Source organism: Vibrio barjaei (genome assembly GCF_001639065.2).
GTDB lineage: Bacteria > Pseudomonadota > Gammaproteobacteria > Enterobacterales > Vibrionaceae > Vibrio > Vibrio barjaei.
On record NZ_LQXO02000005.1, the window covers coordinates 120,289 to 146,905 of the forward strand.

Genomic DNA, 26,617 nt, shown 5'->3' on the forward strand with positions numbered 1-26,617 from the left:
AATATTATTTCTTGTAGGCGTTATGTAATGCGAAAATCATGCAGTTCATTTAAGACTATAGCTTTTATAGCTGTCTGTCTTATCCCTTCATTAGGATATGCATTTGGTGATTTTTCTTTAACTATAGATGATAAACCTAGTGATAGTGGACTCAGCCAATCAAATTACATTCGCTTCTTGGGGCAAGACTTTCTTAGTCTGAGGTCCTCACTCCGGGAGGAAGTAAGAATGTACCTACTTATTACACTGGGTTTAGCAATTTCGGCACTATCAGTATTGGTATTCTCGGTAAGAAATCGTTCGAAATTAGACACTGGCCGTAATGAAATACCGTCTTGGACGGAAAATATTATTTCCCAGCTTCCTAGCTTAATATTCCTAGAAAGTGACAAAGGTTTAGAGGGGTGTAACTGCCCTTACTATGATTCATGTCTAAAGTCTGGTGGTTGTGGCATTCACCAACAGATAGATGGACAGGAAGACAGTATTCACAATCTCAAAAACGCCCAATATAAAAAACGATGTGAATTTGGTTTTATTGACAAAATCCGTGTCACTAAGCGGACGATACCAAACAGTCAAAAAATGCTGACGGTTGTTGATGATGTTACCTCTGAGTACCAGCAGCGCTCGGCACTCGAAAAAGCGCACTGGCTTGCAGAACAGGCTGTGCAAAGTCGTGAGCGTTTTCTGGCGACAATGAGTCATGAGCTAAGGACACCAATAGCATCCATGATTGGCTTATTGGAATTGTTGTCATATGAAAACCGAAACATTGCTGATGACTATAAACTCAAAAGCCTTATGTCCTCGGCGAAGAACTTGCAATTATTGGTTAACGACATTCTTGACTACAGCAAGTTAGATAGCCAAGGCATTTCTTTAGTCGAAGAATTTGTTTCATATACTGACCTTTTAGGAGACTTGGTTCGATTGCATGAAGCCTCAGCGAGAGAACGGGGTCTTGTATTTGAAACTCAATGGGATAGCAGTGAGATCGAATTCATCCTAACGGATGCCTTAAGGCTTAGCCAGATAGTCAACAACGTCCTTTCTAATGCGGTTAAGTTTACGGAACAAGGAAAAATAAAAGTTACGGTACGAGCCACTAAGGAGAACATCAGCATTATTGTTGATGACACGGGTATCGGAATTAGCCCAGATAAATTGGAATCGATATTTGACCCATTTCGTCAGGCAGATGATTCAATTGAGCGAAAATACGGTGGCACAGGTCTTGGATTAGCGATCGTTAAAAAACTCACTACGTTGATGTCGGGCTATATCTCGATTAACTCAACTGAAGGCGAAGGCTCGAGTGTCATGATCTCTTTGCCACTGAAAAGTTACGAGTATAAGAAAACAAAAATATGCTTTAACTACACAGGACAAAATACCCATATTAGTAACTGGTTCTCTTCATGCGAAGAAAAAGATAAATGCATAAAAATCATCGACTCTATTGACGAGTTGACGACTAAAGATGATAGAGACAGCTATATCCTGATTAATGACAAACGTTTGGGTATGGGATTCAACGAAAAGTACGGAATCTGGGAAATTAGTACTGAACCTTTCTATCCAGATCTATTTTACAAGTGTAAAGAAAAGATCGGTACCAAAAATCGAGGCTTTACTAGTGGTGGTGTCAACAACTTGGCAGGGCTAAAGGTATTAATAGCGGAAGATAATCCTATTAACCAATATATGTTGAGTGAGCAAATGGACCTGTTGGGCATTAATGCGGTGATTGTGTCAGATGGCCTTGAGGCAAAAAAGGAGTTGCAAGTAAATGGAGAGCACTACGATATGTTGATTACGGATGTCCACATGCCGAAGATGGATGGAATATCGTTAGTTAGATGGGTGAGAGAGAATTTATCGTCATTCAAGTACAAGCCTATCGTCGGCTGTACTGCTGAGCATTCGAAGTCGTTGCGCAGAAAAATGCTCGATTTTGATGACATTATTTTAAAGCCTTTCGAGGTTAAAAGGTTATTCGAAGTAATATCAAGTAACAAGGCGAAGTACAAAACTTCATCTGGCAAAAATCAGAAAATATCCAGTTATATGTCCACGTTATCTGATGATAAAAGGAAGCGCTTGGTCCAGGTATTTAGAGAAACAATGACCAACGACTTATATCTTTTAAAGTCGGCAGTTGATGAAGAGATAATCAGAAAAATCGCTCATAAAATAAAGGGTGGAGCTAACTCAATAGGAGAGTTTGAAGTGGGCGATGTGGCAGGGCAATTAGAGAGTCAGTGTTTAGAATCGAGAAATATTGAGGAGATTCTTGAGGGTAAAAAGGTCTTGATCGAGGTTCTATCAAATAAATTGAGAGAAGTTGGAAGTAGTAATGTATAACAGCGTTTTGTTGATTGACGATAGTAACATCGATAGAGAAGTAACCAGCGTTTATTTAAACGATCTAGGAGCCGACACGATACAGCACGCAGCAAATGGAGAAGTTGCGTCTAGAATCTTAGCAACCGAGACATTTGAACTTATCATTTGTGATGTCGATATGCCGGTTTGTGATGGCTTAGACTTCATAAAAAGGCTGGCTTCGATTGATAAATCCGTACCGATTTTGATGATCAGCTCTATTGCACAAGGTTTTTCTCAATCGGTGGTACTAATGGCGAATCAGTTAGGGTTTAAACACGTTAACTTTCTACAGAAGCCATTTTGTATTGATACGCTAGAGGAGACTTTGCAGTCACTGATGTTGAGCGAAAGTGTCCGGCCTAATGGACTCGATGACGACTTTCAACTGCATGAGTTACTTACGGCGTTATACCGAAACCAGATAGTGAATTACTACCAAAAAAAGGTTGCGCTGGATTCACAGCAAGTCGTTGGTTATGAGGTACTATCTCGTTTCGAGCATCCTATACAAGGCACGATACCCGCGGCACGATTCTTAACGGATGACCTACCAACAAGCTTCTATTGCCAACTCTTTTTACTCAGCTTGGAGAAGGCGATTCGTTACTGGAAATCAAATAACGTCGATGTGACATTTTCTATTAATGCACCGCCGGATATTTTCTCTAATCCAGGAATGGTGAGTTCCATCATTGATCTAGTCGAATCGTTTGGTTTTGAATTTAACAACATCATTATCGAAATTACGGAGGGGAGAAGTTACTTGTTAGATAGTGCATTTCTATACGCATTCAACAAGTTATCTCTAGTTGGTGTGAAGTTCTCAATCGATGATTTTGGTGACGACCATGCGACTTTTAGAAAGCTAGCGAATCTTTCGTTTCATGAGCTAAAGATATCTAGGCAGCTTTTGTTGGCAGGAAATGAAAATGAAAAAACGTACGCGTTGATAAAAAATATAGTCTCAGTTTGTCGAGAACTGAATATCCAAACGGTGGCAGAAGGAGTAGAAAATCATGACCTGCTTCAATTAGCCCAAGAGCTAAGGTTTGATATATGTCAGGGTTTTTTGTTGGGTAAACCAAGCCCAAAAGTATAGAGGTTTAATGAATGAATATTTTGATCGTTGATGATCATCCGCTAGTGTGTGCGGCGCTCGAAAATGTAATTGAAGAGAACTTTGAAAATGTTGTTGTTGAACAAGCGTTTAATGCCAAAAAAGCGTTGTCTTTTTTGGCTGAGAATAAGATTGATATCCTCGTATTAGATATTGAGTTGGGTGATGATGATGGTTTCGATTTACTTCACAAAGCAAAACGGTTTGGCTTTGATGGTAAAGTCATTGTTATTTCGAGTAAAGATGAAAAATTGTGTTCTGATTTAGCAGTCAGTGCAGGAGCTTCCGGTTACTTGGACAAAAAAGAAAGTGTTTCTCGAGTTGCTGATGCGATTAAAGCAGTAAATAGTGGTTATACCTATTTTCGCCAAATCAATACGACCACTTCTCACGGCAACGGAACAATCAAGCTATCTACTCGTGAGAGTGCTGTGCTTCGGCTGTTATTGGATGGACATACAAACAAAGAAATTGCTCGAAGGATGAACATTAGTGAGAAGACGGTTAGTACTTACAAACGTCGAATTCTAGACAAATACGATGTGCGTTCTGTGTTTATGCTTGTCAAAAACTCGAGCTATATCTTAAAGTGATTTCTTTTTAGGAAAACTAGCTTTTCCCCGCAGTGAAACAAATTTAAATACTATGGCGCCTCGGTAATGGATTACTCAAGTTAATTAATCTACGAGGTAGTCATGTTACAAGAAAATTCTATCAACTTTATTGTTGTCGAACCCCAACCATTATTACGTCAGTCATTAACCGAGCTTATTACCAATCAGTCATTCGCAGGTAACATCTATAGTCTTCGAGATTATTCTGATGTTCATACCATCACTCAAACTAAATCGGTGCACTGTATCCTGTTTGATCCAATGAGTGACCTATCTGCTGCGTCTGAGTTGATGACCTTTCTGTCAGAATCACGACCTCATATTTATACCATTGCTTATAGTATGAATACGTCTATGTCTTACATGCGACTATTTAACACTATGGGGATTATGGGCGTCGTATCTCGTCTAGACTCAATCGAAACCCTAGAAGCTTGTCTAATGGCTGCGGCCAATGGCTATGCATTTAAAAAACATCAGAACCATGAGCAAGTTAATGAAGTTCAACTCTCAGACCGAGAATTAACAGTACTTAAATTACTTACTGAAGGCCATAGAAATAAAGAGGTAGCTCGTCGACTGAATATCAGTGATAAAACTGTCTCAACCTATAAAAAGAGAGTGTTAGAGAAATTTGACGTATCCAATATCATGGATCTTGTACCGAAAGTGAATGCTTGTGAGAGCTTTCTTACAGCGAGGTAGCATAACTCCTATGATATGCATATCGACTATTAGCTATCATAAAACCAAGATAAAAATGGTAGCTAATAGTCAGCTTAAGGTTATATTTCGGTGAAATGTGAACATGTGTGTGATATGAGTTCTTGCACTGGGTGTGAGCAACTAAATAAGCTTCAAATGTATTTAGGGCTGAAGCTAAAAATTGATGAGGAGAAAGTCGTAGAGATGAACTCCCTTACCAATATGTCGATGCTTACAGTTCGTACTTTATGTGTTTTTTCCCGTTATGGAGAAAACCACATAGTTTCGAAATACAACATCAAAGACTATGTTTGGCAACGTCCGGTGACGGATAATAACTTAACGCATACGATTCACAAATGCCGTAATGTTCTAAGGGAGTCCAAAACCGAGTTTGACGTCGTCAATATTCGCGGTTTTGGTTACTGTCTTATGAATATTAATTTTGTTGGTGGTAATATCGGTTAGTCTAATTCGGTATTGCCTAGTAGACTTTGAGAAAGCAACTGCAATTGTTCTTTGTTTCCCGCAAAAAGATTGTCACAAATGACGCCTAACTTCGTACCTGACAATCGTTGTTTGCGTGCTTCTCTTACCAAAAGCACAAGTGCTAACTCACCAGAAATACTATCGGTCTTAGGTTGCCATTTGCTTATCGCCAAGCATTCTGGCGTTTGCGCGAGCTTAGGCTGCAGTTCAATAATCTCACGTCGCACGACTTGCAGTAAGTCATTAACGGTCGCTAAATCGCTTTCATGAAGTAGTTTATCTAGCAGTGCTTTAGAAAGTGGGCTCAAATGAACCTTGCCAGCTTTCTTAGGAAACTGATCTGCAAGTCTTACCGATAATTTAACCAAGCTTAGCTGACTGTTTGGAAGGATGGTTAAGCTCATCAAACACTCGATAGGTAGCCAAAAAGCATCACCGGCGTTAAAGACATATTCATTTTTTCCAAGCTTCAACAATACCTTTCCACTTTCAACTCTGAACAGCTGATTATGTAGTGTCTTTTTACGAGATGTAATGGTCAGCAAGTCGTAGCTGATGGATTGAAAGTCTATGGCGTGGTTCATGATGATCTTTGGTAGTTAAACTGCGCGTAGATTACCGTGAGTGAATCCCAAATCCAACCAAAGATCGCACTTTTATGTGCGCTGTGCTGAACAATCATGCAAAAGTGTGGTCTGACCTTAACAAAAATAGACTTAAGTTAGCTGCGGTCTTTATACACTAAGCGTAGAATAGTGCAGCTTTTAATTTGATGTAACAAACATGACAACACAAAACGACCCATATATTGATATTCGTCCGTACAACGACGAAGAGATTCCTGCAGCGATTGATCGTTTGATTAATGATGCAGAGTTTATAGATGCAATTTTGCAACATCGCTTTTCAAATCATGCCCCTTGGTTCAAAGCTCTTATGAGCCCAATGGTAAAAGTGTACTTAAAGTTCAAGTGGGCGAAACTGGATAGCGTTGAAGCTATTCAACTAGAGGTAAAAAAATACCTAGAGCAAACCTTGGATACGACGACGAAAGGCGTGGTGTACAAAGGTCTCGACAAACTAGACAAAAATACGTCGTATCTATTTGTCTCCAATCACCGAGACATTGCGATGGATCCGGCCCTAGTCAACTATGGTCTGCATGAAGGGAACCATAGAACAGTTCGTATCGCGATTGGTGACAACCTGTTGAAGAAGCCTTGCGCTACAGAACTGATGCGTCTAAACAAGAGCTTCATTGTAAAGCGCTCCTTGAAAGGCCCTCGTGAAATGATGAAGGCGTTGGGTACTTTGTCGTCATACATTAAGCACTCACTGGACACAGGCAATTCCATTTGGATCGCCCAAAAAGAAGGCCGAGCAAAAGATGGTAACGATTTTACTGATCCGGCTATTCTTAAAATGTTCCACGTAGAAGGGCGTAAGCAAAAGATACCTTTTGCTGAATACATCCGTTCTTTAAAGATTGTCCCTGTTTCGATTTCGTACGAAAACGATCCATGTGATATCGCGAAAGCTAACGAGCTTTACGAGAAAGCGACGCATGGTAACTACGAGAAAGGAGAATTTGAAGATATCGAGAGTATCGTTCAAGGTATTGTAGGCCGTAAAGATAGTGTTCACGTTGTGTTTGGTGACGTAATCGATCAAGATTTTGATACGCCAGAAGCGCTTGCAGAAGAGATTGATCGTCAGATTCACGAAAACTACACACTGTTTCCAATCAATAAGTTGGCTGCAGGTTTGGAAGATGAGTTTATCACTGGAACGACTCGCGCGACGCTTCAAGATAAATTGGATGCTTTACCAGAGGGTGCTCACTCGTTCTTAATTGATAGCTATGCGAACCCGGTAAAAAACATCATTAAAGAGCGCGAGAAACTCTCCGCTTAATTTTTGCTGTAGGGCACGAGCTCAAAGTTAAAAAAACCAGTCGTATTGACTGGTTTTTTATTTTTAGAAAAGGCAAGCGGCTAATTGACGCTTAGTGTCTTGAATAGATCGATAAAATTGGAAATTTGTTCCAACCAAAGTTAATAGTGAGAGAAGTGGTTTTGTTCGGACTAACTGATTCATGGAAGTCTTCAGCAAATATACGTTCGCCATTAGCCAAGATAGCAACTAACTGTGTTTGATTGATAGTACGTTTGGCTGAGGACGTATTGGTAACAGTAATGACCGCCCACCGCTCGCCTGACTCGCTGCTCATGAGAACATAGTTATTGACAGAGAAGTCACTGCGATTAGGTTGGATGTTATCGTTATTTGGAAACGCCAATTCGGAATAGTGTATCGCTGGCTGATCGATACTTAAAGTCTCATACTCCATCGATCTAACTGGAGAGGTTACGGCAATGATCAATATTAGGAGTAGGGCTCGAAACATACTACAAAAGTCCTTTTTTTAGGAATCATTTATTAAGAGTACAGGCTGCTCGCGCCCTCTGGACGCGTCTTAAACCGTTTGTGTAGCCACATCCAACCCGGAATATCGCGCTCAATCATCCCTTCTAGTTCTTTGTTTAGCACCTTGGCAGCAGTTTCAGGATCGCGCCTTGGAATTTGTTCACTCAAATCCTTGCCAATGTGCAACGTATAATGATTGTCTTGTACGACAGTAACCCCTGATATTACGGCACAGTTTGTGGCATCAATGAGCACGCTAGGACCGGCGGTTACAGCAGCTTGCTTCACGGCGAAAAACGGTGCAAACACTGAGTTGTGATGGCCATAATCATGGTCAGGTAAATACCAGAGTCGGTATCCCTTTTTAAGAGCTCTTAGCATGGTTCTTACGTCTGTTCGGTCAATCATTTGATGCCCACTTCGGGTACGACCTCGGTGTTGAATGAATTCGTAGACCAGGTTTGAATGAGGTCGATAAACACCAAAGCCCTGGGCGAACTGACCAAATATGGAGGCGGTCATTTCTAGGTTTAGATGATGACTACACACAACCAAGGTTCCTCGCCCCGAAGCTTCTTGTTCTAAAAGGGTTTCCCGGTCGACAACTGAAGATATTCTGCGTAGTCGCCATTCAGGCCAAAACCAAGCCATACCCGTTTCAAAAAGTGCTATACCAGTGCGTTTAAACGTGTTTCTCAGTATTAAGTCGCGTTGTTTAGCAGTGTAATGAGGAAAACAAAGTGCTAGATTTTGGGCGGCAACTTGGGACCGTTTCTTGAGTATTCTCATTGCCAATAATCCCGTTCCAGTGCCTATTCCGCGTAACAAGGAGTAGGGAAGAACATTGACGATGGAAGCGAGAAAGCCAAAGGCGCACCAGATTCCCCAGTATTTAGGGGCTAACATTCGCACTGAAAATAACGGTCTTGGTACAATATTCATAGTTAGAGTATTCGCGTTTAATTGCCAATGATCCCTATTGGTAATTCGGGCAATTTATAATGAATATAAAATCGAGCAGTTCAGTGAAGAAGTGACTCGGAGAAGCGTTGAATACCGTCAGTATTACTAATATTTCTTGATGAGAGTGCGTTCCATTGGTGGTGGTTATTAATCTCAATATTGAATGCTTAATACCGACTAGTTATGGAATTATAAAGATCTATTGATTGACTTAATGTCATGTAACGTAGTGATTTGTCAGTGGTTGTCTATAATCAAATCAAGTTTGCATATTAAGGTGACCTAATGAACTATCCCGAAGCGTTACCCCATGGTGAATTGACCCAGGTATTGGAAAATATTTATTTGGTCACAGGGTCTGTTTCCATGAAAGCGCCACACCCTAAATGGGGACCGTTTAATCTCGTCTTTAGTCGAAATATGATTGTGATTAAACAAGGTGGAGACCTTATTTTAATAAACTCGGTGAGACTGAGTGACAAAGGCATCGCTGAGTTAGATGAGTTGGGCGACGTCAAACACATCATTCGATTAGCGGCCTTTCATGGCTTTGACGATCCTTTTTACAAAGAAACGTTTGGGGCAACTTTATGGTCTGTGGATGCGCCTTATCTAAGAGGGTTTTCGAGTGAAGGGAGTGCAGAATACTACCGTGCGGATCGAATTCTAAAATCGGGTGATGCTCTCCCTATTAATAAGGCGTCCTACCATGAGTTTTCCACCAGCACTCCCAAAGAAGGCCTGATTCTGCTGCAACGGAATAAAGGCATTTTGATATCCGGCGACAGTATGCAGAATTGGTCCCGACCTGATGAATATTTCAATTGGTTTGCAAAGTGGATGATGCCCAAAATGGGTTTCATTTCACCAAGTAATTTTGGTCCTGGATGGCTGAAAATGGCTAAGCCAACCATCAGTGAGCTAATGGAAAAGGCGATGTTGAGTTATGATACTTTGCTACCAGCGCATGGCTTTCCCATCATAGAAAATGCACGCGAAGGATTTGTTTCAGCCGCTAAACGGCTACAGGATTGAATCAAAGCTATTAATATTTGCTAACGATTGATTGAATCGGTGTCTTATGATGAGACATAGCGCACAATAAAGTAGGCTGCCCTCCTTTTGACTTGGGGGCCGCTATGCACAGCAAACATCCATACATTGTTGCATTGAGTATATTGACACTGGCAGGTTGCAGTTCTTCCATTCCTCCAGAAGAGCGCCAAGCGGCCCGCGAAGAGATTAATGCCACATCAGATACACTGATTAACCGACTCAGCGAGCGTTACCCTGACTTACCTGAGCGGCTTGCCTATGCTGATGGTTATGCCGCCGTTTCTATGTCCAACGTAAAGATCCCAGTTTTAGGTGGGGGTACAGGCGTTGGGGCAATCTATGACCAACAAGATGGTTCAGTAACCTATATCGACGTCAACCGATACGAAGTGGGGGCAGGCCTTTCGATGGGTACGACTCAAGCTTTGGCCATCTTCAATGATGCTTCAACATTAAAGGAATATCGCAGTGGATCTTGGGAACCCTCAGTCGGAGCAGAGTGGTTTTTAGGTGAAGGTGGTCAGTTTAGCAGTATGAGCTTAGCGGGTAGAGACGAAGACGTACCTATTTATCTTATTTCTAGTTCAGGTGGCGGCGCCGTCGGTAGTGCGAAAGTAGTGTCGGTTTCGGTCAACTACGACCTAACAGAGACAGGGCTTGGAGAGAACCGAGTAGCAAATAAAGAGCCTATTGCTGCCAGCGATGTGCCACCTAAAAAGTGGGACCGAGCACTACCTTTCTATGCTCAGAATGTTATTGATAAAGGGTTTAGTTTGCCAAAGCCATTTGGTATTAGTGTGATTTATGCCGATACATTCCAACAAATGCAGCTTAATGATTTAGAAGTAGGCTTTCGAGGTTCTAACAAAGTACCGATTGACTTCGTTTCGTTTGATAACAATACCAGCCATACACAAACGCCACAGTTAAAGTTAGATGCTTGGGTATTCCCGTTTATGAATGTCTTCGCAACGGTTGGTAAAATCAGTGGTGAAGCCGATATTCAATTCACTATTGATGGGAACGACTTTCTCAATCAAATCGGTGAGGATTGCTCAAGAATAATTAATAAACCCGTTTGTATTCTCCAAGAGCGCTCGCTAACGGTACCAGTGGTGGCTGACTTGAGTGGTACCAACTACACCGTTGGTACTATCCTAGCTTCAGGATGGAAAGACTACTTCTTTACGGTGCCAATTTCGGCCTCTTATGCGGACATGCGTCGTAGTGATGCTGAAGGATTTGTTCTTAATATTTCTCCTCGTGTTGGTAAGCAAATTCCACTTAAAGGCACTCAATCCATTGCCATTTATGCTGGGGCAACCTATCTGGATAGCCGTTTGACCATTTCGGGGTCACAACCAATCCCAGGAACCAGTGAGTCTATTGATTATAAGGTTGAGCAAGAGAATATTGATAAGTGGTTGGGGTTAGTCGGTGCCAACTATAACTTCAATCGAGATTGGTCTCTCTCTATGGAGTATGGACAGAATGGAAGTAAAAAGCGTCAGTTCGTTTCGAGTCTAACCCGACGCTTTTAACTGCGGTTTGCCCATCCAAAGAGATGACGATTAAGCCGGATTAGATAAACTAATCGAGAATCTACAAAATTATTTGTAATTAAATTACTTAAAACATTTGACCTTGGTCACGAAATGAGTAAAATTCGCTCTGTCTTTTGAAATGTTATTACATAAGGTAGAGAAAATGAACGCAGCACTTCTATCAACATTGGACACTGAGAAAACTACAGAAGTAGAAAAAGCATCAAAATCTTCAACTTCTACTCTAGGTGAGATCGCAACTATCCTAACTATGTACCTTGCGACTTCAGCTGTAGTTTTGTTACTTAGCCTAACTTGGGTTATGTAACCAGCCTTTCAAGGATTTGAAAAGTAAGCGATACTCCCTAAAGCAGTTCATGTGAGTATCGCCTAAGTCCCCCTTCTTTAGGAGCTACGGCTCAACCACAACGTACTTACCATTGCCCACCGCAAGAAACCAATTTCCTCTCGAAACAAAGTACTGTTGTCCTCTTTTATTCACTGTCGTCGCCCCCTCAGGGAGCTTTTTCACCATTTGTCCTAGTCGGTAACGCCTTTTTGGTAGCTTCTCTACGATAATGTATTTGTGCTTCTCTTTTTTGTAGTAGTGACCATCAATCAACGCATAGGTAACGCCTGCGATGGCTAGCATAACGGCGGAGTCTGGCAATCTATGAGGCTCATAGTGGTGTACAATGTGAACTTCTTTCTTATGATGTTTGTGCTTTTTCCACGGTTTGTCGAAGTGTTTGTGCCAAGGGTCAGCAAAGGTAGGGGAGGACAATACGCTCAAGAATAAGATGAGTAATGGCGCTTTTGGGGAGAATTTTTTGTTCATGAATGACCTAAGAGATGTGTGTTCTCAGGTCATTGTCTATGTATTGACGATTGTCGAGTTAACGGTCTGTCAGCTGCTGGTAGGTTTTACATGAAGCGACAATAAGTTAACTTACTCAGATAGTTATCATGAATGCGTTAAGTCTGGATGTGATTTATAGTATTGATACAACGCATCAATATCAGGGCTACACATTACGGACATAACTTGTTTTAGTGTATCTAGAGGCCAGTTCCACCACTGCATCTCAAGCAATTTATTGATCTGATCTTCGCTGAAACGTTTTTTTATCACCGTATTATGACCAACCACTATGGTATACGGCTCTACGTCTTTGGTGATAACCGAACGAGCGCCAATGACCGCGCCATCGCTGATTTTGACACCAGGCATAATCATCGCTTCACTGCCAATCCACACATCGTTGCCAACGATGGTATCGCCCGCTTTCTGAAAGCCATCTTTGACGTCAGCACCGAAGGTTTCTTGTGAGAATGGGAAGGTAGAAATCCAATCAAGTCGATGCCCTTGATTGCCGGCAAGCATAAACGTTACCCCTGACGCAAAAGAGCAAAACTTACCGATGATCAGTTTATCGATATCGGTATAAGCGCCGCTTTCCCAAAATTCTTTCGTGGGTTTGTCGCCCAATAGGTAGCGAACTGCAATATCTTCGAAGCTCTTGCCGTGGTAGAAGCCAGAGTAATAGGAGTAGTCGCCAACCTGAATATTAGGGTTAGTAACCTTGTCTTTGATGACTTCACCTTGAAGCCAGTTAGGAAATGTATTCATGTCTTTCGTTCTTTTTGGTAATGACTCACAAAATCTAGCACGACCTTTAGCTGCTTCCAATGACCTTCTTGTCGAAGTTTGTATTGCCCACTAAGTTACTTATAACAGTAGACGCAATGAAAGGTGTAAATATGAAGGGATTTCATATTAGACAAATGAATTTGGAAGACGTGCAGTTAGCGGTGGAGTGGGCGGCGAAAGAGGGCTGGAACCCAGGGCTCAATGATGCGCAGCAGTACTTCCTTGCTGATCCATCAGGCTTCTTGATAGGGAGTTTTGACGGTGAGCCGATAGCGTGTATTTCTGTGATCAAATATGACCACAACTTTGGCTTCTTGGGGTTTTATATCGTTAAACCAGAGTATCGGGGGAAAGGGTATGGAATACAAATTTGGCGTAAAGGTATGGCTTATTTAGAAGGTTGCAATGTTGCTTTGGATGGCGTCGTAGACCAACAGGACAACTACAAACGATCTGGATTTGTCTTGTCACACCGTAATATTCGCTATCAAAGCCTGACCGTATCGTCGCCATATAATCAAGAGACCATCAAGCCTTTGCATAGTGTAAGTTTGGATTTAGCTCAGCAGTACTTGCTTCCATTTTTCCCGTCGCATCGAGAAGAGTTCTACCAATCATGGCTGTTTCAGCCGAACAGCGTGGCTTTATATGTTGGTACACCTTCTGATATTAAAGGTATTGGGGTTATTAGGCCGTGCAAAGACGGGTATAAAATAGGACCGTTATTTGCTGACTCAATGAATCTTGCAAACATGCTCTATACTGGACTTACTTCGAGTGTTGAGCCAGACCAGCCGGTTTTTCTAGATGTACCTGAAACCAATAAATCAGCGCTAGAGTTTGCATCAAATCATCAAATGACCGCCTGTTTTGAGACGGCGCGCATGTATACCAAGGGCAGTCCTGATATTGCACTTAGTAGAACCTTTGGTGTGACTTCTTTTGAAATTGGTTAGCTGCCAGAAAGCTCATGTTAAGCGGTGGGTCGTGGTTCGCTGTCAGTCAGATTGTTGACCCATCGATGGCTGAATACACGCCAAGTAGCCGGGAAAGCTTTGACGATCTCTTCTGATGTCATCATTAATAATACCACTGGAAACGACCAGTCAAAGAACATCGCCCCTAAGGCGGTGAGTGGAACTGCCCACACCCACTGGCAAACAAAGTCCATATTCATGCAAAATTTGTTGTCTCCGCCGCTACGCAAAATCCCCACAATCAAGGTGATGTTGATGCTGCGCATCAAGATACTCAACGCGACAATTGGGAAGCTTAGTGTCATCAAGTCGATAACGTCTAACGATAGCGCTCCATAGAGTTGCAATATGGCAGTTTGCATTATCAGTAATAGTGCGCCGAGCAGAGCGCCAAGTAGAACGGCGGATTTGAATGCCCAGCGTGCGTAAATGGTGCTGAGTCCAAACTGATTCGCACCCAAACTGTTGCCAATCATAATACCGACAGCGCTAGATAAACCATGGGCCACAGAGAGTCCAATAGACTCTAGCGGTGTAATCACAGCCATAGTCGCCAGTTCGGTTTCGCCCATGCGGCCAAGAATCAAGTGGAAGGTAAAGATCCCCGCGCACCAAATAAAGGTTCCAACAACAATAGGGTAGGTAATCGTGAAAAACTTACGAACCAATGATGGTTTAAAAGCATTGGATATATGTTCAAGGCGGAGTGCGAGCGCTGGGTATCGATAATAGATAAGAGCGATGACGGCAATAAGACGAAGACTACGTGCGATTACACTGCCGATGCCTGCGCCAAGTAAACCAAGTTCTGGGGCACCAAAGTGGCCGAAGATGAGTACGTAGTTCAACGTAACGTTCAGGCCAATCTCCATGATGGACAGATAAAGATTGATTTGCGTTTGCCCAATTGAGCGCAGTGCCGTATCTGCAGCAATGGTTAATCCTGAGAGCAGTGTCGCGATGCCCAGCAGTTGTACATATTGGCTAGAGAGTGCAAGTACTTCGCGACTTGGATTAAATAGTTGAGGCAGTAATTGCGGCGTAAAAAAGCAGATAGCAAAGCAGAGAAAGGCAAATACTTGGGTCACAATAGTGCCTAATGCAAGGTTGTTCTTTAGGCCATGCTCATCTTGTGCGCCCCAATATTGAGCAAGTAAAATCCCCATTCCGGAGCTTAATCCCCAGATAAAAACGATAGAAACCCAAAATACCCTCGCACCAATACCTGCAGCCGCGACTTCCTGCGTGCCCAATTGACTGATCATTAAACTATCAACAAACCCCAAACTGCTCATCAGTAAGCTTTGCAAAGCGATAGGCACGCCGAGCATCAAAACACGTTTGACAAATTCACTAAAGGTTTGTTGTTGCATCGCTTTCTCCCTGCTGTCTGTCTTATTAAATTAATAAGAATCAACATGATATGCAATCAGTTACCTTAGATGAGATGTCGAGTTAGTCGCAATTTTTCCTATATGAAAGCGTAAACCAAGGAGGCTTTTTCTAGCTTGAGGCTAAAGAACAAAGACAGGTGATAAATATTGCGAGAGATATCGCTAACTTGGTGAAATTCTACCTATGATTGCACCAATATGCAGCGCACCAGAATGAGTATTAAGCTTCAATCTGGAGATAGTTTAGATAAAAGCTTTAATATTCAGTTGTTTGAGGTTATGTAATTATTCTTATCATATCTGGCATTCTTCTTGAAATATGAAAGTTAGACATAACTATTCATAATAAGGAGATATCCAACATGAACATGACGTTCAAACTTAAACTTGCTGCAGTGAGTGCTTCAATGGCTCTTGTATCGGGTATGGCAGTGGCTGAGGAAGAAACGATTAAAGTCGGAGTATTGCACTCATTATCCGGCACCATGGCCATCAGTGAAACCACGCTAAAAGATACCATCTTAATGCTGGTGGAAGAGCAAAACAAAAAGGGCGGTTTACTCGGGAAACAGCTAGAAGCTGTGGTTGTCGATCCTGCTTCCAACTGGCCATTGTTTGCGGAGAAAGCCCGCGAATTAGTGGAAAAAGAAAAAGTGGATGTGGTGTTTGGTGGGTGGACATCGGTATCTCGTAAATCGATGTTGCCCGTGTTTGAAGAGTTAAACAGCATCTTATTTTATCCAGTGCAGTACGAAGGCGAAGAGTCTTCGAAGAATGTGTTCTACACTGGCGCCGCGCCAAATCAGCAAGCCGTTCCAGCAGTTGACTACCTGATGACCGAACTAGACGTCGAGCGCTGGGTGCTGGCAGGGACGGACTATGTTTATCCACGTACGACGAACAAGATCCTAGAGGCTTACCTAAAAGACAAAGGTGTCAGTGAGAAAGATATCATGATCAGCTACACGCCATTTGGTCATTCTGATTGGCAGTCTATTGTTTCAGATATTAAGAAATTTGGCTCTGAGGGTAAAAAAACGGCGGTGGTTTCTACGATCAATGGCGATGCGAATGTCCCCTTTTATAAAGAGTTAGGCGCGCAAGGTGTCTCTTCGGAAGATATTCCCGTTGTCGCATTCTCCGTGGGTGAAGAAGAGCTCTCTGGGATGGATACGTCGGCGTTAGTCGGACATCTGGCAGCCTGGAACTACTTTATGAGTGTCGATACGCAGGCAAACGAAGAATTTGTAGAAACTTGGCAGAAGTTTATCGCGAGTGACAAACGAGTGACGAATGATCCGATGGAAGCACACTACATTGGTTTCAACATGTGGACTCAAGCGGTCACCAATGCGGGTACTACTGATGCAGAACAAGTTCAAGATGCGCTAATTGGTGTTTCGGTGCCGAATCTCTCCGGGGGCTACTCGACTATGCTACCTAATCACCACATTACCAAACCCGTGTTGATCGGTGAGATTCAAGACGATGGGCAGTTTGATATCGTTTGGGAAACTACGGGCTTAGTGGCTGGTGATGCTTGGTCAAACTTCTTGCCAGAATCTGCAAAGCTCTACTCTAGCTGGTCTAAACCATTTTCTTGTGGTGCGTTTAACGTCGAAACTGGTAAGTGCTCAGGAAGCACAAACTAGTTGCTAGACGGTACGGTGCTTTTACGGTTTCTCGTGAAAGCACCTTTTAGATTTTGTCCTCAATGTATTTCAAGTAGAGGGCAACGCAAAGGACGCATTTCATGAAAAACATAACTCAATTATTGAAAGTGGTCGTGTTCTTAATTTTGAGTACGAATGTCGCGTTGGCAAACGTAAGTGACCGAGAGTCTTTCTCCAAAGCGCTCATAGGGAAAAGCACCCCTCAAAAACAAGCGGCAATGTCATGGCTCGTGGACAACGAGCCCAACGATGTAGCCAAATCCGTGTTAACCGCTTGGCTGCAAGGCAATCTGTATTATTACAATGACAAGTCGAGTGACCAATACCAACACTTATTTCTATCAAGCAATATCCGCAATGCGGCTCAAGTAGTCAGTACCTGGAGTGATACAGCGCTTGCTGTAGAGTCTTCTCGTCAGTTCAAAAAAGTTCGAGTGAACAACAAGCTACGGAGCTTAATTCGTCTAGAAATTGCCTCGCTCGGATTGGATCATGCTGATACGACGATTCGCTTAAATGCAGTAACGGCATTAGTTGGGCAAACTGACGATGCAGTTATCTCCCGACTTAAACAAAGAGCCAGTATTGAGACGGAGCGAGAAATAGCGAACCTGCTGCGGCTCGCAGTATCCATTGATGATGCTCTAACAGGTAGCACCCCTGAGCAGCGTATTGCCGCCATTGATGTTCTGTCTGAATACAAGCAATCGGTGGTGTTATCAACGCTTAATCAAGTGTTGAAAACGGAAACTGATGAACTAGTGCTTGCTGCAGCAGAGCGGGCGCTCGACCGTTATCAACAGAGTCAAAAACTCTACTCAGGGGTTGAAACGGTATTTTTCGGGCTCAGTTTAGGCTCTGTTTTGGTACTTGCTGGAATTGGGTTAGCTATCACCTTTGGTGTGATGGGTGTGATTAATATGGCGCACGGTGAGTTGATTATGATCGGAGCTTACACCACCTATGTCATGCAGCAGTTGATGCCAAACCAAATTGGTTTAGCGCTGATTCTCTCTATCCCTATGGCGTTTATTGTCTCTGGATTAGTAGGTATTGCCATTGAGCGAAGCGTCATTCGTCATCTTTACGGTAGACCATTAGAAACCTTGCTAGCGACTTTCGGGATCAGTTTGATCCTGCAGCAAGCTGTGCGCTCCATCTTCTCTCCACTTAATCGCTCGGTGAGCACACCTGATTGGATGTCAGGTGCGCTGCAAGTCAATCCAATGCTGTCGCTTACCTATAACCGCCTTTACATCATTTTGTTCTGCATCATGGTGTTTATCGGTTTGGTGATGGTGCTAAAGAAAACCCCATTGGGTCTGCAGGTTCGGGCCGTATCACAAAATAGAGCTATGGCGAGAGCAATGGGTATTCGCTCTGAGAGAGTGGATGCGTTGACGTTTGGGCTAGGGTCTGGCGTGGCCGGAGTAGCTGGGGTTGCGTTATCCCAGCTTACCAATGTTGGTCCGAATATGGGGCAGGCCTACATCATAGACTCGTTTATGGTGGTGGTGTTTGGTGGTGTCGGCAACTTGTGGGGAACACTCGTTGCTGGGTTAAGCCTAGGCCTATTCAACAAAATCCTTGAACCTTGGGCTGGGGCGGTATTGGCCAAAATCTTGGTACTGGTATTCATCATTTTGTTCATTCAAAAACGTCCACGTGGTTTATTTCCACAGCGCGGGCGAGCGGCTGAAGGTTAAGGATAACTGACACTATGCAATCTAAATCTTTTGTTCTATCGGCATTAAGGGGGGATAAGGGTGGTCAGCTTACCATTCTTGCTCTTCTAGCTGCTGTTGTTGTCGTGCCACTGGCAAACACTTTGTTGCCGGTAGGTCACCCACTTCATGTTGAAACCTTTACCATTTCACTTATGGGCAAGTATCTAAGTTACGCCATGTTGGCGCTCGCTGTGGACTTAGTATGGGGTTATCTAGGGATCTTGAGTCTTGGACACGGGGCGTTTTTTGCTCTTGGCGGTTATGCCATGGGTATGTATTTGATGCGTCAAATTGGTGACCGGGGAGTCTATGGCAATCCTATTTTGCCGGACTTTATGGTGTTTCTAGACTGGCAAGCCCTACCTTGGTTTTGGCAGGGCTTTGACCAATTCTGGTTTGCTTGTTTGATGGTGGTGTTGGTTCCTGGTGTCTTGGCTTACGTGTTTGGATATCTCGCTTTCCGCTCTCGTGTGTCGGGCGTGTATTTATCCATTATGACCCAGGCTTTGACCTACGCATTAATGTTGGCTTTTTTCCGCAATGAGATGGGGTTTGGTGGCAACAATGGTCTCACTGACTTTAAAGACATCTTAGGCTTCAGCTTACAGCAGGACGCCACCAAAATAGCGCTATTTATGATTACTGGCATCGCTTTGGTTGTGAGTTATATGGTCTGTCGAACCGTGATAAGCAGCCGATTAGGACGTGTTTCGATGGCGATTCGTGATACTGAGTCAAGAACCCGATTTATGGGCTATGACGTCGATGGTATCAAGCTTTGGATCTTTGTGTTATCGGCAGTCATAGCAGGTGTTGCGGGCGCTTTATATGTCCCACAGGTGGGCATCATTAACCCTGGTGAGTTTGCGCCTCTCAACTCCATTGAAGTAGTTGTCTGGGTTGCCCTTGGCGGTCGCGCTACCTTGTTCGGTGCCATTGTAGGGGCATTGGTGATCAACTACGCAAAAAGTTGGTTTACGGTTGAGTTTCCAGAAGTGTGGTTGTTTGCCTTAGGTGGGTTGTTTGTCCTCTCAACGATGTATTTCCCTAAGGGTTTAATTGGCTTCTTATCCGACAAAATCCGACAAATCCGTAAAAAGGCATCTAACCCGAAAACTAAGGCAGAGGAGGTGACAGTATGACGACACTGCATCGAGCCCAACAGCTGAAAAGTTCGGTTCAAGAGTTGACTCGTCGAGACGAAGTTTTCTCTTTTTTAAAACCGGATCAGCATCCCCTAATTGACACACGCCATAACGTTCTCTTGTACGTGGAAGGGGTCAACAAAAGCTTTGACGGATTTAAGGCCATCAATGATCTCAACCTATATATCAAAGAGGGGGAGTTACGCTGCATCATTGGTCCTAATGGTGCGGGAAAAACCACCATGATGGACATCATTACGGGCAAAACGAAGCCAGACACAGGGCAAGTCTGGTTAGGCTCTAATATTAACCTGTTAAAAATGAACGAGTCTGAAATTGCGAATGCAGGCGTTGGTAGAAAGTTCCAAAAACCGACCGTTATTGAATGTCTAACCGTTTGGCAGAACTTAGAGTTGGCTATGTCCGGCGTTCGCGGGGTTTGGGGGACGTTTGTTGCCAAACTGTCTGGCGAACAAAAGGACAAGCTAGAGTCAGTATTGACGCTGATTCATCTGCAAGATCATGCCACATTAACGGCTGGCAACTTATCTCATGGACAAAAGCAATGGTTAGAGATTGGCATGTTGCTGATGCAAAACCCTAAGTTGCTGCTGGTGGATGAGCCGGTGGCAGGAATGACCCATCAAGAAATGGATCGCACCTCAGAGCTATTGAACTCGCTGGCGGGCAAACACTCGGTGGTGGTGGTCGAACATGATATGGATTTTGTTCGCTCTATTGCCAGTCACGTAACCGTGCTCCATCAAGGACATGTCTTAGCGGAAGGAACCATGGATCAAGTGCAATCTCATCCAGAAGTAAAACAAGTGTATTTAGGGGAATAATATGTTGCAGATCCAGTCATTGAACCAGTTTTATGGTGAAAGTCATACCTTGTGGGATTTGGACATGTCGATTCCGGAAGGTAAGTGCACCGTGCTGATGGGACGAAATGGCGTGGGTAAAACCACGCTACTTCAGTGTGTCATGGGGCTTGTGAAAGTCTCAAGTGGAGATATTCAATTAAACGGAGAGTCGCTACTTAAGCATGATGCAGAATCTCGACCTCGTATGGGTATTGGATATGTTCCTCAAGGTCGACAAATCTTTCCCATGTTGACTGTTCAAGAAAACTTAGAAGTTGGTCTGCCGATTCGTGACAAAGGCGATAGACGCATTCCTGAATTTATCTTTGATTTGTTCCCTGTCTTAAAAGAGATGTTACATCGTCGCGGCGGCGACTTATCGGGTGGTCAGCAGCAACAGTTAGCTATTGGCAGAGCTTTGGTCGTTAATCCAAAACTGTTGATTCTCGACGAACCTACCGAAGGCATACAGCCCAATATCGTCCAGGAAATTGGTGACATCATTAGAATGTTGAATGAAAAACTTGGCTTAACAGTATTACTGGTGGAGCAAAAACTGCCTTTTGCCAGAAAAGTTGGAGACCAATTCTGCATTCTGGATCGTGGCAGGCAAGTTGCGGCGGGTGAGATGTCGAACCTAGACGACGCGTTAATCAAGGAGTATCTCACAGTATGAGTTCCCCAGTTACAAATCAGAAAGGAATGGACGCCAATCCAAGTATTGCGGTTCAGGGTTCGCTTGGACAAGTAATAGACGCTCACACTCAATTCGGTTGGAAAGCAAGTCTCGACTTAACCTTTATTGATCGCGGCGATAAAACAGTATTAAAACACCGCTCTCAACAAGGCCCACTTGCCATTCAGCGCCCTCTGTATCCAGAGGGCAACCCTTGTCATACCTACTTGCTCCATCCGCCTGGAGGAGTCGTGGGTGGAGATACTTTACAGATCTGCGTACATGCCATTCAAGGTGCCAAATCACTCATTACCACCCCTGGGGCGACTAAGTTTTATCGTTCAGAGTCTAAATTCGCTAAGCAAAAGCAAACATTGCATGTTGCTGGCGGTTCTCGCTTGGAGTGGCTACCGCAAGAGAACATCTTTTTTCCTGATGCACACGTACGTCTTGATACCGAAATCCATTTAGAGCGTGGTGCACAGTTTTTGGGCTGGGAAATGCACTGTTTTGGGCGGCCTGCACTAAATGAGGGATATAGCGCAGGTCATTTGCTAGGAAAAACAGAGGTTTATCTTGATAAGCAGTTGCTACTGACTGAAGGTTTGAATGTTCGTGGTAATGATAACTTGCTGAAAAGTAGGGGTTTATTGAATTATCAAATGATGGGGACGGTTTACATTTCAATTGATGATGAGGATTTTTACCAATTGGTACAGACCTTGCTCAATAACATGCAACAAGAACACAAAGAAGGTGCAGTGTTGATTGCTGCGAGCCAGTTAGAAAACTTACTGGTTATTCGTGCCTTAGGAAACTGGAGCGAAGTGATCTTGGCGTGCTTCCAAAAGATCTGGCAGTTGGTTCGCGAGCATTGGACTGGTGACTGTCCTGAGCCTCCAAGAATCTGGGCAACCTAATCGAAATTCAATATTCACAACATAAGGTTATTAAATGGAATTAACCCCGAGAGAGAAGGACAAACTGCTGATTTTTTGCGCTGGGATGCTGGCAAAACAGCGTAAAGAGAAAGGGCTAAAGCTTAATTATCCTGAGTCGGTAGCATTTATCTCAAGTGCAATTTTAGAAGGGGCTCGTGAAGGAAAAACCGTCTCAGAGCTAATGGATTTTGGACGTACCTTACTCACATCCGACCAAGTCATGGAAGGGGTACCTTCGATGATTCCTGATGTGCAAGTAGAAGCCACATTCCCCGATGGGACCAAGCTCGTCACCGTCCACGAACCAATTGTTTAGGAGGGAGCTATGGCAGCGTCTAAAGCAAATTACTCAGGCTTTGTCCCGGGGCAAATTGAAACCGCAAAGGGCGATATTGAGCTCAATACGGGGCGAGACACAGTGATGGTTACCGTTGAAAACCTTGGTGACCGTCCGATTCAGATAGGTTCTCACTACCATTTCTACGAAGTTAACAATGCACTCAGCTTTGATCGTGAAGCGACACGGGGGTTTCGTTTAAACATTGCCGCCGGAACAGCAACGCGTTTTGAGCCCGGACAATCACGCACAGTAGAGCTGGTTGCCTTTGCGGGTAAACGCGAAGTCTACGGATTTCAAGGTAAGGTCATGGGCAGTTTATAAGACGCCTAACTCAAAACAACAAGGAAGAATAATGGCGAGTATTTCTAGGCAAGCCTATGCAGAGATGTTTGGTCCTACGGTGGGTGACCGAGTTCGTTTAGCGGATACTGATCTCTGGTTAGAAGTTGAAAAAGATCTTACGGTATACGGTGATGAAGTTAAGTTTGGCGGTGGCAAAGTCATTCGTGATGGTATGGGGCAAAGTCAACTACCTAGCAGTCAAACGCCAGACCTCGTCATCACAAACGCGCTGATCCTCGACTATTGGGGGATCGTTAAAGCCGATGTGGCGGTGAAAAACGGCCGTATCGCAGCGATTGGTAAAGCGGGAAATCCCGATATTCAGCCTGGTGTAGATATTATTGTTGGCCCCGGAACCGAAGTGTTAGCAGGAGAAGGCTCAATCCTTACCGCGGGTGGAATTGACTCTCATATCCACTTTATTTGTCCGCAACAAATCGAAGAAGCGCTTGCGTCTGGTGTCACTACCATGATCGGCGGCGGTACCGGGCCTAATACCGGCACTAACGCGACAACTTGTACTCCGGGCCCTTGGAATATGCATCGTATGTTGGAGTCCCTCGACCAATTCCCAATGAATTTTGGTTTGCTAGGGAAAGGCAATGCCAGTCGGCCAGAGGCGTTACGTGAGCAGGTATCCGCAGGTGCAGTTGGCTTAAAACTGCATGAAGACTGGGGAACCACGCCTGCTTCTATTGATACCTGTTTGAGCGTCGCAGATGAGATGGATGTACAAGTGGCGATTCACACCGACACATTGAATGAATCGGGCTTTGTTGAATCTACGCTGGGGGCGATTGGTGACCGAGTTATTCATACCTATCACACTGAAGGGGCGGGTGGTGGTCATGCGCCAGATATCATTAAGGCGGCGGGGGAGTCTAACGTGTTGCCTTCTTCTACCAATCCAACCAGACCTTATACCGTAAATACGGTGGATGAGCATCTGGACATGTTGATGGTGTGCCATCACCTTTCCCCTTCGATTGCAGAAGATGTTGCCTTCGCGGAGTCGCGTATCCGACGTGAAACGATCGCCGCTGAAGACATTCTCCACGACCTTGGTGCGTTCTCTATGATCGCTTCAGATTCACAAGCTATGGGACGAGTCGGCGAGGTGATTACTCGCACATGGCAGACCGCGCATAAGATGAAAGTGCAACGTGGAAGTCTGCCACAAGATTCAAGCTATAGTGATAACTTCCGACTTAAACGTTATATCGCCAAATACACCATTAACCCTGCTATTACCCATGGCATGGCACATGAAATTGGCTCAATTGAAGTGGGTAAGTTGGCTGATTTGGTGCTTTGGAAACCGGCTTTCTTTGGCGTAAAACCAAGTGTCATTCTCAAAGGTGGCATGATTGCTATGGCACCAATGGGAGACCCTAACGCCTCGATTCCTACCCCTCAACCCGTTCACTATCGTTCGATGTTTGGTAGCTATGGAAAGGCTTCTCAGCACACGTCGATGTTGTTTGTATCTCAAGCGGCACAAAACGCTGGAATAGCTGAGGAACTCGGATTGGGCAGTCTCATCGGTGTTGCTAAACAGTGTCGCACCATCAGTAAGGCGGATATGAAGCTGAATGATTGGCAGCCAAATATTGAAGTGGACTCCCAGACTTATCAAGTCCGAGCGGATGGTGAATTGTTGGTCTGTGAACCAGCGGATGTACTGCCAATGGCGCAGCGCTACTTCTTATTTTAATAAAAACAGATAGTTAAGCATTGAGGACAACACAGTGATAGAGCTAGTAGAAATTACACAACAACCCACGACTCGGCCACATGCCTTCTTGAGCTTGCCGATTGACAGTCGAATCAAGAGCCGTTTGAAAGTGATCCTCGATGATGGTCGTGATGCAGGGTTGTTTTTGCCCAGAGGTCACATTCTGCGTGGCGGTGAGCAATTAAAAAGCCGTTGTGGCTTGGTGGTAGAGGTTAAAGCGGCGCCTGAAAAAGTCTCCTCTATCTATTGTAGTGACCTACATCTGTTAACCCGCGTTGCTTATCACCTAGGCAACCGACATGTCCCACTACAAGTCGAGTTTGGTTGGGTTCGTTACCAACATGATCATGTACTGGATGAAATGGTCGAAGGGTTAGGCGCCACCGTTTCAGTAGAGCTTGCGCCGTTCGAGCCAGAAGGTGGGGCATACGGCGGTAAGAGTGGCGGTCATCACCATCATCACTAATTAATACCTATTAAGCCCAATAACAAGAAAAGGAATATTCAATGAAATCAAAGTTCGCCAAATCAGTTTTCAAGACAACAACAGCACTATCATTTTTAACCCCAGCGTTTGCTTTTGCTCATCCGGGTCACGACTCAATGGCATTCACCAGCGGTTTGCTGCACCCCATCACCGGTGTTGATCACCTTATTATGCTTGTTGCCTTCGGTTTGTTGGTAGGCTGTTTAACGGTAAATAAAGCTCAGAAGATCGGCTTACTTGTGGGAGCATTGATAACTCTTATGGCTGGTTTACTCGCCGGGAAATGGTTAGGTCTAGTCTCTGGTGTGGAGATGGCCATTGTCGCCTCTCTGTTTGTGGTTAGTGCGGCCATCTGGCAAGTATTTAGCGCATCGCAGCAAATGGTGAAGCTGGCTGTTGGTTTGTGTATCGGCATGATGTTCTTTCACGGCTACGCTCACGGCGTTGAAGCGCAAGGCACACTTGGTCAGTTTTCTATGGGAATGGCGATGGGTGCGACGGTGTTAATGGCTGTCGGAATTCAAATTGGCCATTTAGTCGCTTCACGTTGGATGGCGGTTGGTGTTGCGGCGCTGAGTTCTGCGTTCTTAATGGCTTCTTAATTTATGACCTCAAACGCAGTAGAAGACGACGTGATGGTGTCAGACAAAGGCACACCAAATGCAGCCGTTGTTAGCGGTGATGTCTCTAGTTACCGACTTTTTCAGCTGATAAGCCCATCGCTACCGATTGGCGGGTTTACGTACTCGCAAGGATTAGAGTGGGCGGTAGAGGCATGCTGGGTAACAAATCGTGAATCAATGGAAACTTGGTTAGCCAACATGTTATTTAACAGCGTCGCTACGTTGGAGGTGCCAATCATTGAGCGTTTGTATGCGGCGGTAGAATCAAAAGATAGTGAGCAAATACGGTTGCTCACCGAACGCCTTTACAGCAGTCGAGAAACGAAAGAGTTACGGGCAGAAGAGAAGCAGCGTGGTCTTGCTTTGAATACGTTACTCAAACGTCTGGAAGTCGAGCTTCCAGACATTGAACTTAGTGATTACCCAGCTACACAGCTTCTCGGACTATGCGTTGCTGCGGTGCACTGGAATATCGAGTTAGCTGAATTAAAGAAAGGCTACCTATGGAGCTGGGCCGAGAACTTAGTGATGGCAGGCGTCAAACTGGTGCCACTAGGTCAGACCGATGGACAGTTGGCACTGATCAATTTATCAAACCATTTTGCTGAAACATTAGCAATTGCACAGGCGACCGAAGAGTGGATGATTGGCAGCTTTACTCCTTCGGTATCCATCGCCAGCAGCCTACACGAAACACAATATACCAGACTGTTTCGTTCTTAGAGGAAACAGCG

The 26,617-nt window shown here is 44.1% G+C and carries 28 protein-coding genes; 22 read left to right on the top strand and 6 right to left on the bottom strand.

Annotated elements, in window-relative coordinates:
• Window positions 1-27: 27 nt before the first annotated feature.
• From AWH66_RS01455 to AWH66_RS01475, 5 genes are all read left to right on the top strand, one after another.
• The gene (locus AWH66_RS01455) at window positions 28-2,367 is read left to right on the top strand and encodes an ATP-binding protein (RefSeq protein WP_063604939.1); all 2,340 of its coding nucleotides are present in this window, start codon (window positions 28-30) and stop codon (window positions 2,365-2,367) included.
• Entirely contained in the window at window positions 2,360-3,490 is a 1,131-nt protein-coding gene (locus tag AWH66_RS01460) for an EAL domain-containing response regulator (protein WP_063604940.1), read from the top strand. The genes AWH66_RS01455 and AWH66_RS01460 overlap by 8 nt, the downstream gene beginning before the upstream one ends.
• 11 nt (window positions 3,491-3,501) lie before the next feature.
• Window positions 3,502-4,101, top strand: coding sequence for a response regulator transcription factor (locus AWH66_RS01465; protein WP_063604941.1), 600 nt, complete (start codon window positions 3,502-3,504; stop codon window positions 4,099-4,101).
• Between the two features lie 102 nt (window positions 4,102-4,203).
• Window positions 4,204-4,827, top strand: coding sequence for a response regulator transcription factor (locus AWH66_RS01470; RefSeq protein ID WP_006070943.1), 624 nt, complete (start codon window positions 4,204-4,206; stop codon window positions 4,825-4,827).
• 114 nt (window positions 4,828-4,941) lie between these two features.
• Complete coding sequence (locus AWH66_RS01475) at window positions 4,942-5,295, top strand: helix-turn-helix domain-containing protein (protein WP_240495585.1); 354 nt, start codon at window positions 4,942-4,944, stop codon at window positions 5,293-5,295.
• Here the strand turns inward: AWH66_RS01475 and AWH66_RS01480 are convergent.
• Window positions 5,292-5,900: a hypothetical protein gene (locus AWH66_RS01480; protein ID WP_063604942.1), complete on the bottom strand. Its 609-nt coding sequence runs from the start codon at window positions 5,898-5,900 to the stop codon at window positions 5,292-5,294. The two genes, AWH66_RS01475 and AWH66_RS01480, sit on opposite strands and share 4 nt — an antisense overlap.
• A 199-nt stretch (window positions 5,901-6,099) precedes the next feature.
• Between AWH66_RS01480 and AWH66_RS01485 the strand changes: the two genes are divergently transcribed.
• The gene (locus AWH66_RS01485; protein ID WP_063604943.1) at window positions 6,100-7,230 is read left to right on the top strand and encodes a 1-acyl-sn-glycerol-3-phosphate acyltransferase; all 1,131 of its coding nucleotides are present in this window, start codon (window positions 6,100-6,102) and stop codon (window positions 7,228-7,230) included.
• Window positions 7,231-7,321: 91 nt separating this feature from the next.
• Here AWH66_RS01485 and AWH66_RS01490 read toward each other — a convergent pair whose 3' ends face one another.
• Together AWH66_RS01490 and lpxL are read right to left on the bottom strand one after the other, a co-directional pair.
• Entirely contained in the window at window positions 7,322-7,723 is a 402-nt protein-coding gene (locus AWH66_RS01490; RefSeq protein ID WP_063604944.1) for a hypothetical protein, read from the bottom strand.
• Between the two features lie 32 nt (window positions 7,724-7,755).
• Window positions 7,756-8,685, bottom strand: a complete 930-nt coding sequence (gene lpxL / locus AWH66_RS01495; RefSeq protein ID WP_063604945.1) for an LpxL/LpxP family Kdo(2)-lipid IV(A) lauroyl/palmitoleoyl acyltransferase — start codon at window positions 8,683-8,685, stop codon at window positions 7,756-7,758.
• A 306-nt stretch (window positions 8,686-8,991) separates the two neighbouring features.
• Here lpxL and AWH66_RS01500 point away from each other — a divergent pair, with 306 nt between their 5' ends.
• The 3 genes from AWH66_RS01500 (at window position 8,992) to AWH66_RS25840 (ending at window position 11,634) form a co-directional block, all read left to right on the top strand.
• Window positions 8,992-9,741 (top strand): hypothetical protein, encoded by a 750-nt coding sequence (locus tag AWH66_RS01500; RefSeq protein ID WP_063604946.1) that lies wholly within the window; start codon window positions 8,992-8,994, stop codon window positions 9,739-9,741.
• 104 nt (window positions 9,742-9,845) lie between these two features.
• Window positions 9,846-11,303, top strand: coding sequence for a hypothetical protein (locus tag AWH66_RS01505; protein WP_063604947.1), 1,458 nt, complete (start codon window positions 9,846-9,848; stop codon window positions 11,301-11,303).
• 166 nt (window positions 11,304-11,469) lie between these two features.
• The gene (locus tag AWH66_RS25840) at window positions 11,470-11,634 is read left to right on the top strand and encodes a hypothetical protein (RefSeq protein ID WP_156020246.1); all 165 of its coding nucleotides are present in this window, start codon (window positions 11,470-11,472) and stop codon (window positions 11,632-11,634) included.
• Between the two features lie 84 nt (window positions 11,635-11,718).
• Here the strand turns inward: AWH66_RS25840 and AWH66_RS01510 are convergent, their stop codons facing one another.
• Window positions 11,719-12,144 carry a DUF6515 family protein gene (locus AWH66_RS01510; RefSeq protein ID WP_063604948.1) on the bottom strand — a complete coding sequence of 142 codons (426 nt, stop codon included), beginning with the start codon at window positions 12,142-12,144 and terminating at the stop codon, window positions 11,719-11,721.
• Between the two features lie 126 nt (window positions 12,145-12,270).
• A complete protein-coding gene (locus AWH66_RS01515; RefSeq protein WP_063604949.1) occupies window positions 12,271-12,936 on the bottom strand; it encodes a CatB-related O-acetyltransferase in 666 nt (221 codons plus the stop codon).
• 131 nt (window positions 12,937-13,067) lie between these two features.
• Here AWH66_RS01515 and AWH66_RS01520 point away from each other — a divergent pair, with 131 nt between their 5' ends.
• A complete protein-coding gene (locus tag AWH66_RS01520) occupies window positions 13,068-13,913 on the top strand; it encodes a GNAT family N-acetyltransferase (protein WP_063604950.1) in 846 nt (281 codons plus the stop codon).
• Between the two features lie 17 nt (window positions 13,914-13,930).
• Here AWH66_RS01520 and AWH66_RS01525 read toward each other — a convergent pair whose 3' ends face one another.
• Window positions 13,931-15,307: an MATE family efflux transporter gene (locus AWH66_RS01525; RefSeq protein WP_063604951.1), complete on the bottom strand. Its 1,377-nt coding sequence runs from the start codon at window positions 15,305-15,307 to the stop codon at window positions 13,931-13,933.
• A 383-nt stretch (window positions 15,308-15,690) separates the two neighbouring features.
• On the opposite strand from AWH66_RS01525, the gene urtA reads away from it, so the two are divergent.
• The 12 genes from urtA to AWH66_RS01585 all read left to right on the top strand — a co-directional run bounded on the left by urtA (window position 15,691) and on the right by AWH66_RS01585 (window position 26,606).
• Window positions 15,691-16,980: an urea ABC transporter substrate-binding protein gene (gene urtA / locus AWH66_RS01530; RefSeq protein ID WP_063604952.1), complete on the top strand. Its 1,290-nt coding sequence runs from the start codon at window positions 15,691-15,693 to the stop codon at window positions 16,978-16,980.
• Between the two features lie 101 nt (window positions 16,981-17,081).
• Window positions 17,082-18,707, top strand: a complete 1,626-nt coding sequence (gene urtB, locus AWH66_RS01535; protein WP_063604953.1) for an urea ABC transporter permease subunit UrtB — start codon at window positions 17,082-17,084, stop codon at window positions 18,705-18,707.
• Window positions 18,708-18,721: 14 nt separating this feature from the next.
• Window positions 18,722-19,870 carry an urea ABC transporter permease subunit UrtC gene (gene urtC / locus AWH66_RS01540; RefSeq protein ID WP_063604954.1) on the top strand — a complete coding sequence of 383 codons (1,149 nt, stop codon included), beginning with the start codon at window positions 18,722-18,724 and terminating at the stop codon, window positions 19,868-19,870.
• Window positions 19,867-20,718 (top strand): urea ABC transporter ATP-binding protein UrtD, encoded by an 852-nt coding sequence (urtD, locus tag AWH66_RS01545; protein ID WP_063604955.1) that lies wholly within the window; start codon window positions 19,867-19,869, stop codon window positions 20,716-20,718. The genes urtC and urtD overlap by 4 nt, the downstream gene beginning before the upstream one ends.
• A gap of 1 nt (window position 20,719) precedes the next feature.
• Entirely contained in the window at window positions 20,720-21,415 is a 696-nt protein-coding gene (gene urtE, locus AWH66_RS01550) for an urea ABC transporter ATP-binding subunit UrtE (RefSeq protein ID WP_071487839.1), read from the top strand.
• Window positions 21,412-22,335: an urease accessory protein UreD gene (locus AWH66_RS01555; RefSeq protein WP_206360031.1), complete on the top strand. Its 924-nt coding sequence runs from the start codon at window positions 21,412-21,414 to the stop codon at window positions 22,333-22,335. Before urtE ends, AWH66_RS01555 begins: the two co-directional genes overlap by 4 nt.
• A 34-nt stretch (window positions 22,336-22,369) precedes the next feature.
• Window positions 22,370-22,672 (top strand): urease subunit gamma, encoded by a 303-nt coding sequence (gene ureA / locus AWH66_RS01560; protein ID WP_006074658.1) that lies wholly within the window; start codon window positions 22,370-22,372, stop codon window positions 22,670-22,672.
• 9 nt (window positions 22,673-22,681) lie between these two features.
• Window positions 22,682-23,017, top strand: a complete 336-nt coding sequence (locus tag AWH66_RS01565; RefSeq protein ID WP_063604957.1) for an urease subunit beta — start codon at window positions 22,682-22,684, stop codon at window positions 23,015-23,017.
• Between the two features lie 31 nt (window positions 23,018-23,048).
• Window positions 23,049-24,752, top strand: a complete 1,704-nt coding sequence (ureC, locus tag AWH66_RS01570; RefSeq protein WP_063604958.1) for an urease subunit alpha — start codon at window positions 23,049-23,051, stop codon at window positions 24,750-24,752.
• Between the two features lie 34 nt (window positions 24,753-24,786).
• Window positions 24,787-25,239: an urease accessory protein UreE gene (gene ureE / locus AWH66_RS01575; protein WP_038227199.1), complete on the top strand. Its 453-nt coding sequence runs from the start codon at window positions 24,787-24,789 to the stop codon at window positions 25,237-25,239.
• A 41-nt stretch (window positions 25,240-25,280) separates the two neighbouring features.
• On the top strand, window positions 25,281-25,862 hold the full coding sequence (locus AWH66_RS01580; protein WP_063604959.1) for a HupE/UreJ family protein: 582 nt from the start codon (window positions 25,281-25,283) through the stop codon (window positions 25,860-25,862).
• A 33-nt stretch (window positions 25,863-25,895) separates the two neighbouring features.
• A complete protein-coding gene (locus AWH66_RS01585; RefSeq protein WP_063605161.1) occupies window positions 25,896-26,606 on the top strand; it encodes an urease accessory protein UreF in 711 nt (236 codons plus the stop codon).
• Window positions 26,607-26,617 lie beyond the last annotated feature (11 nt).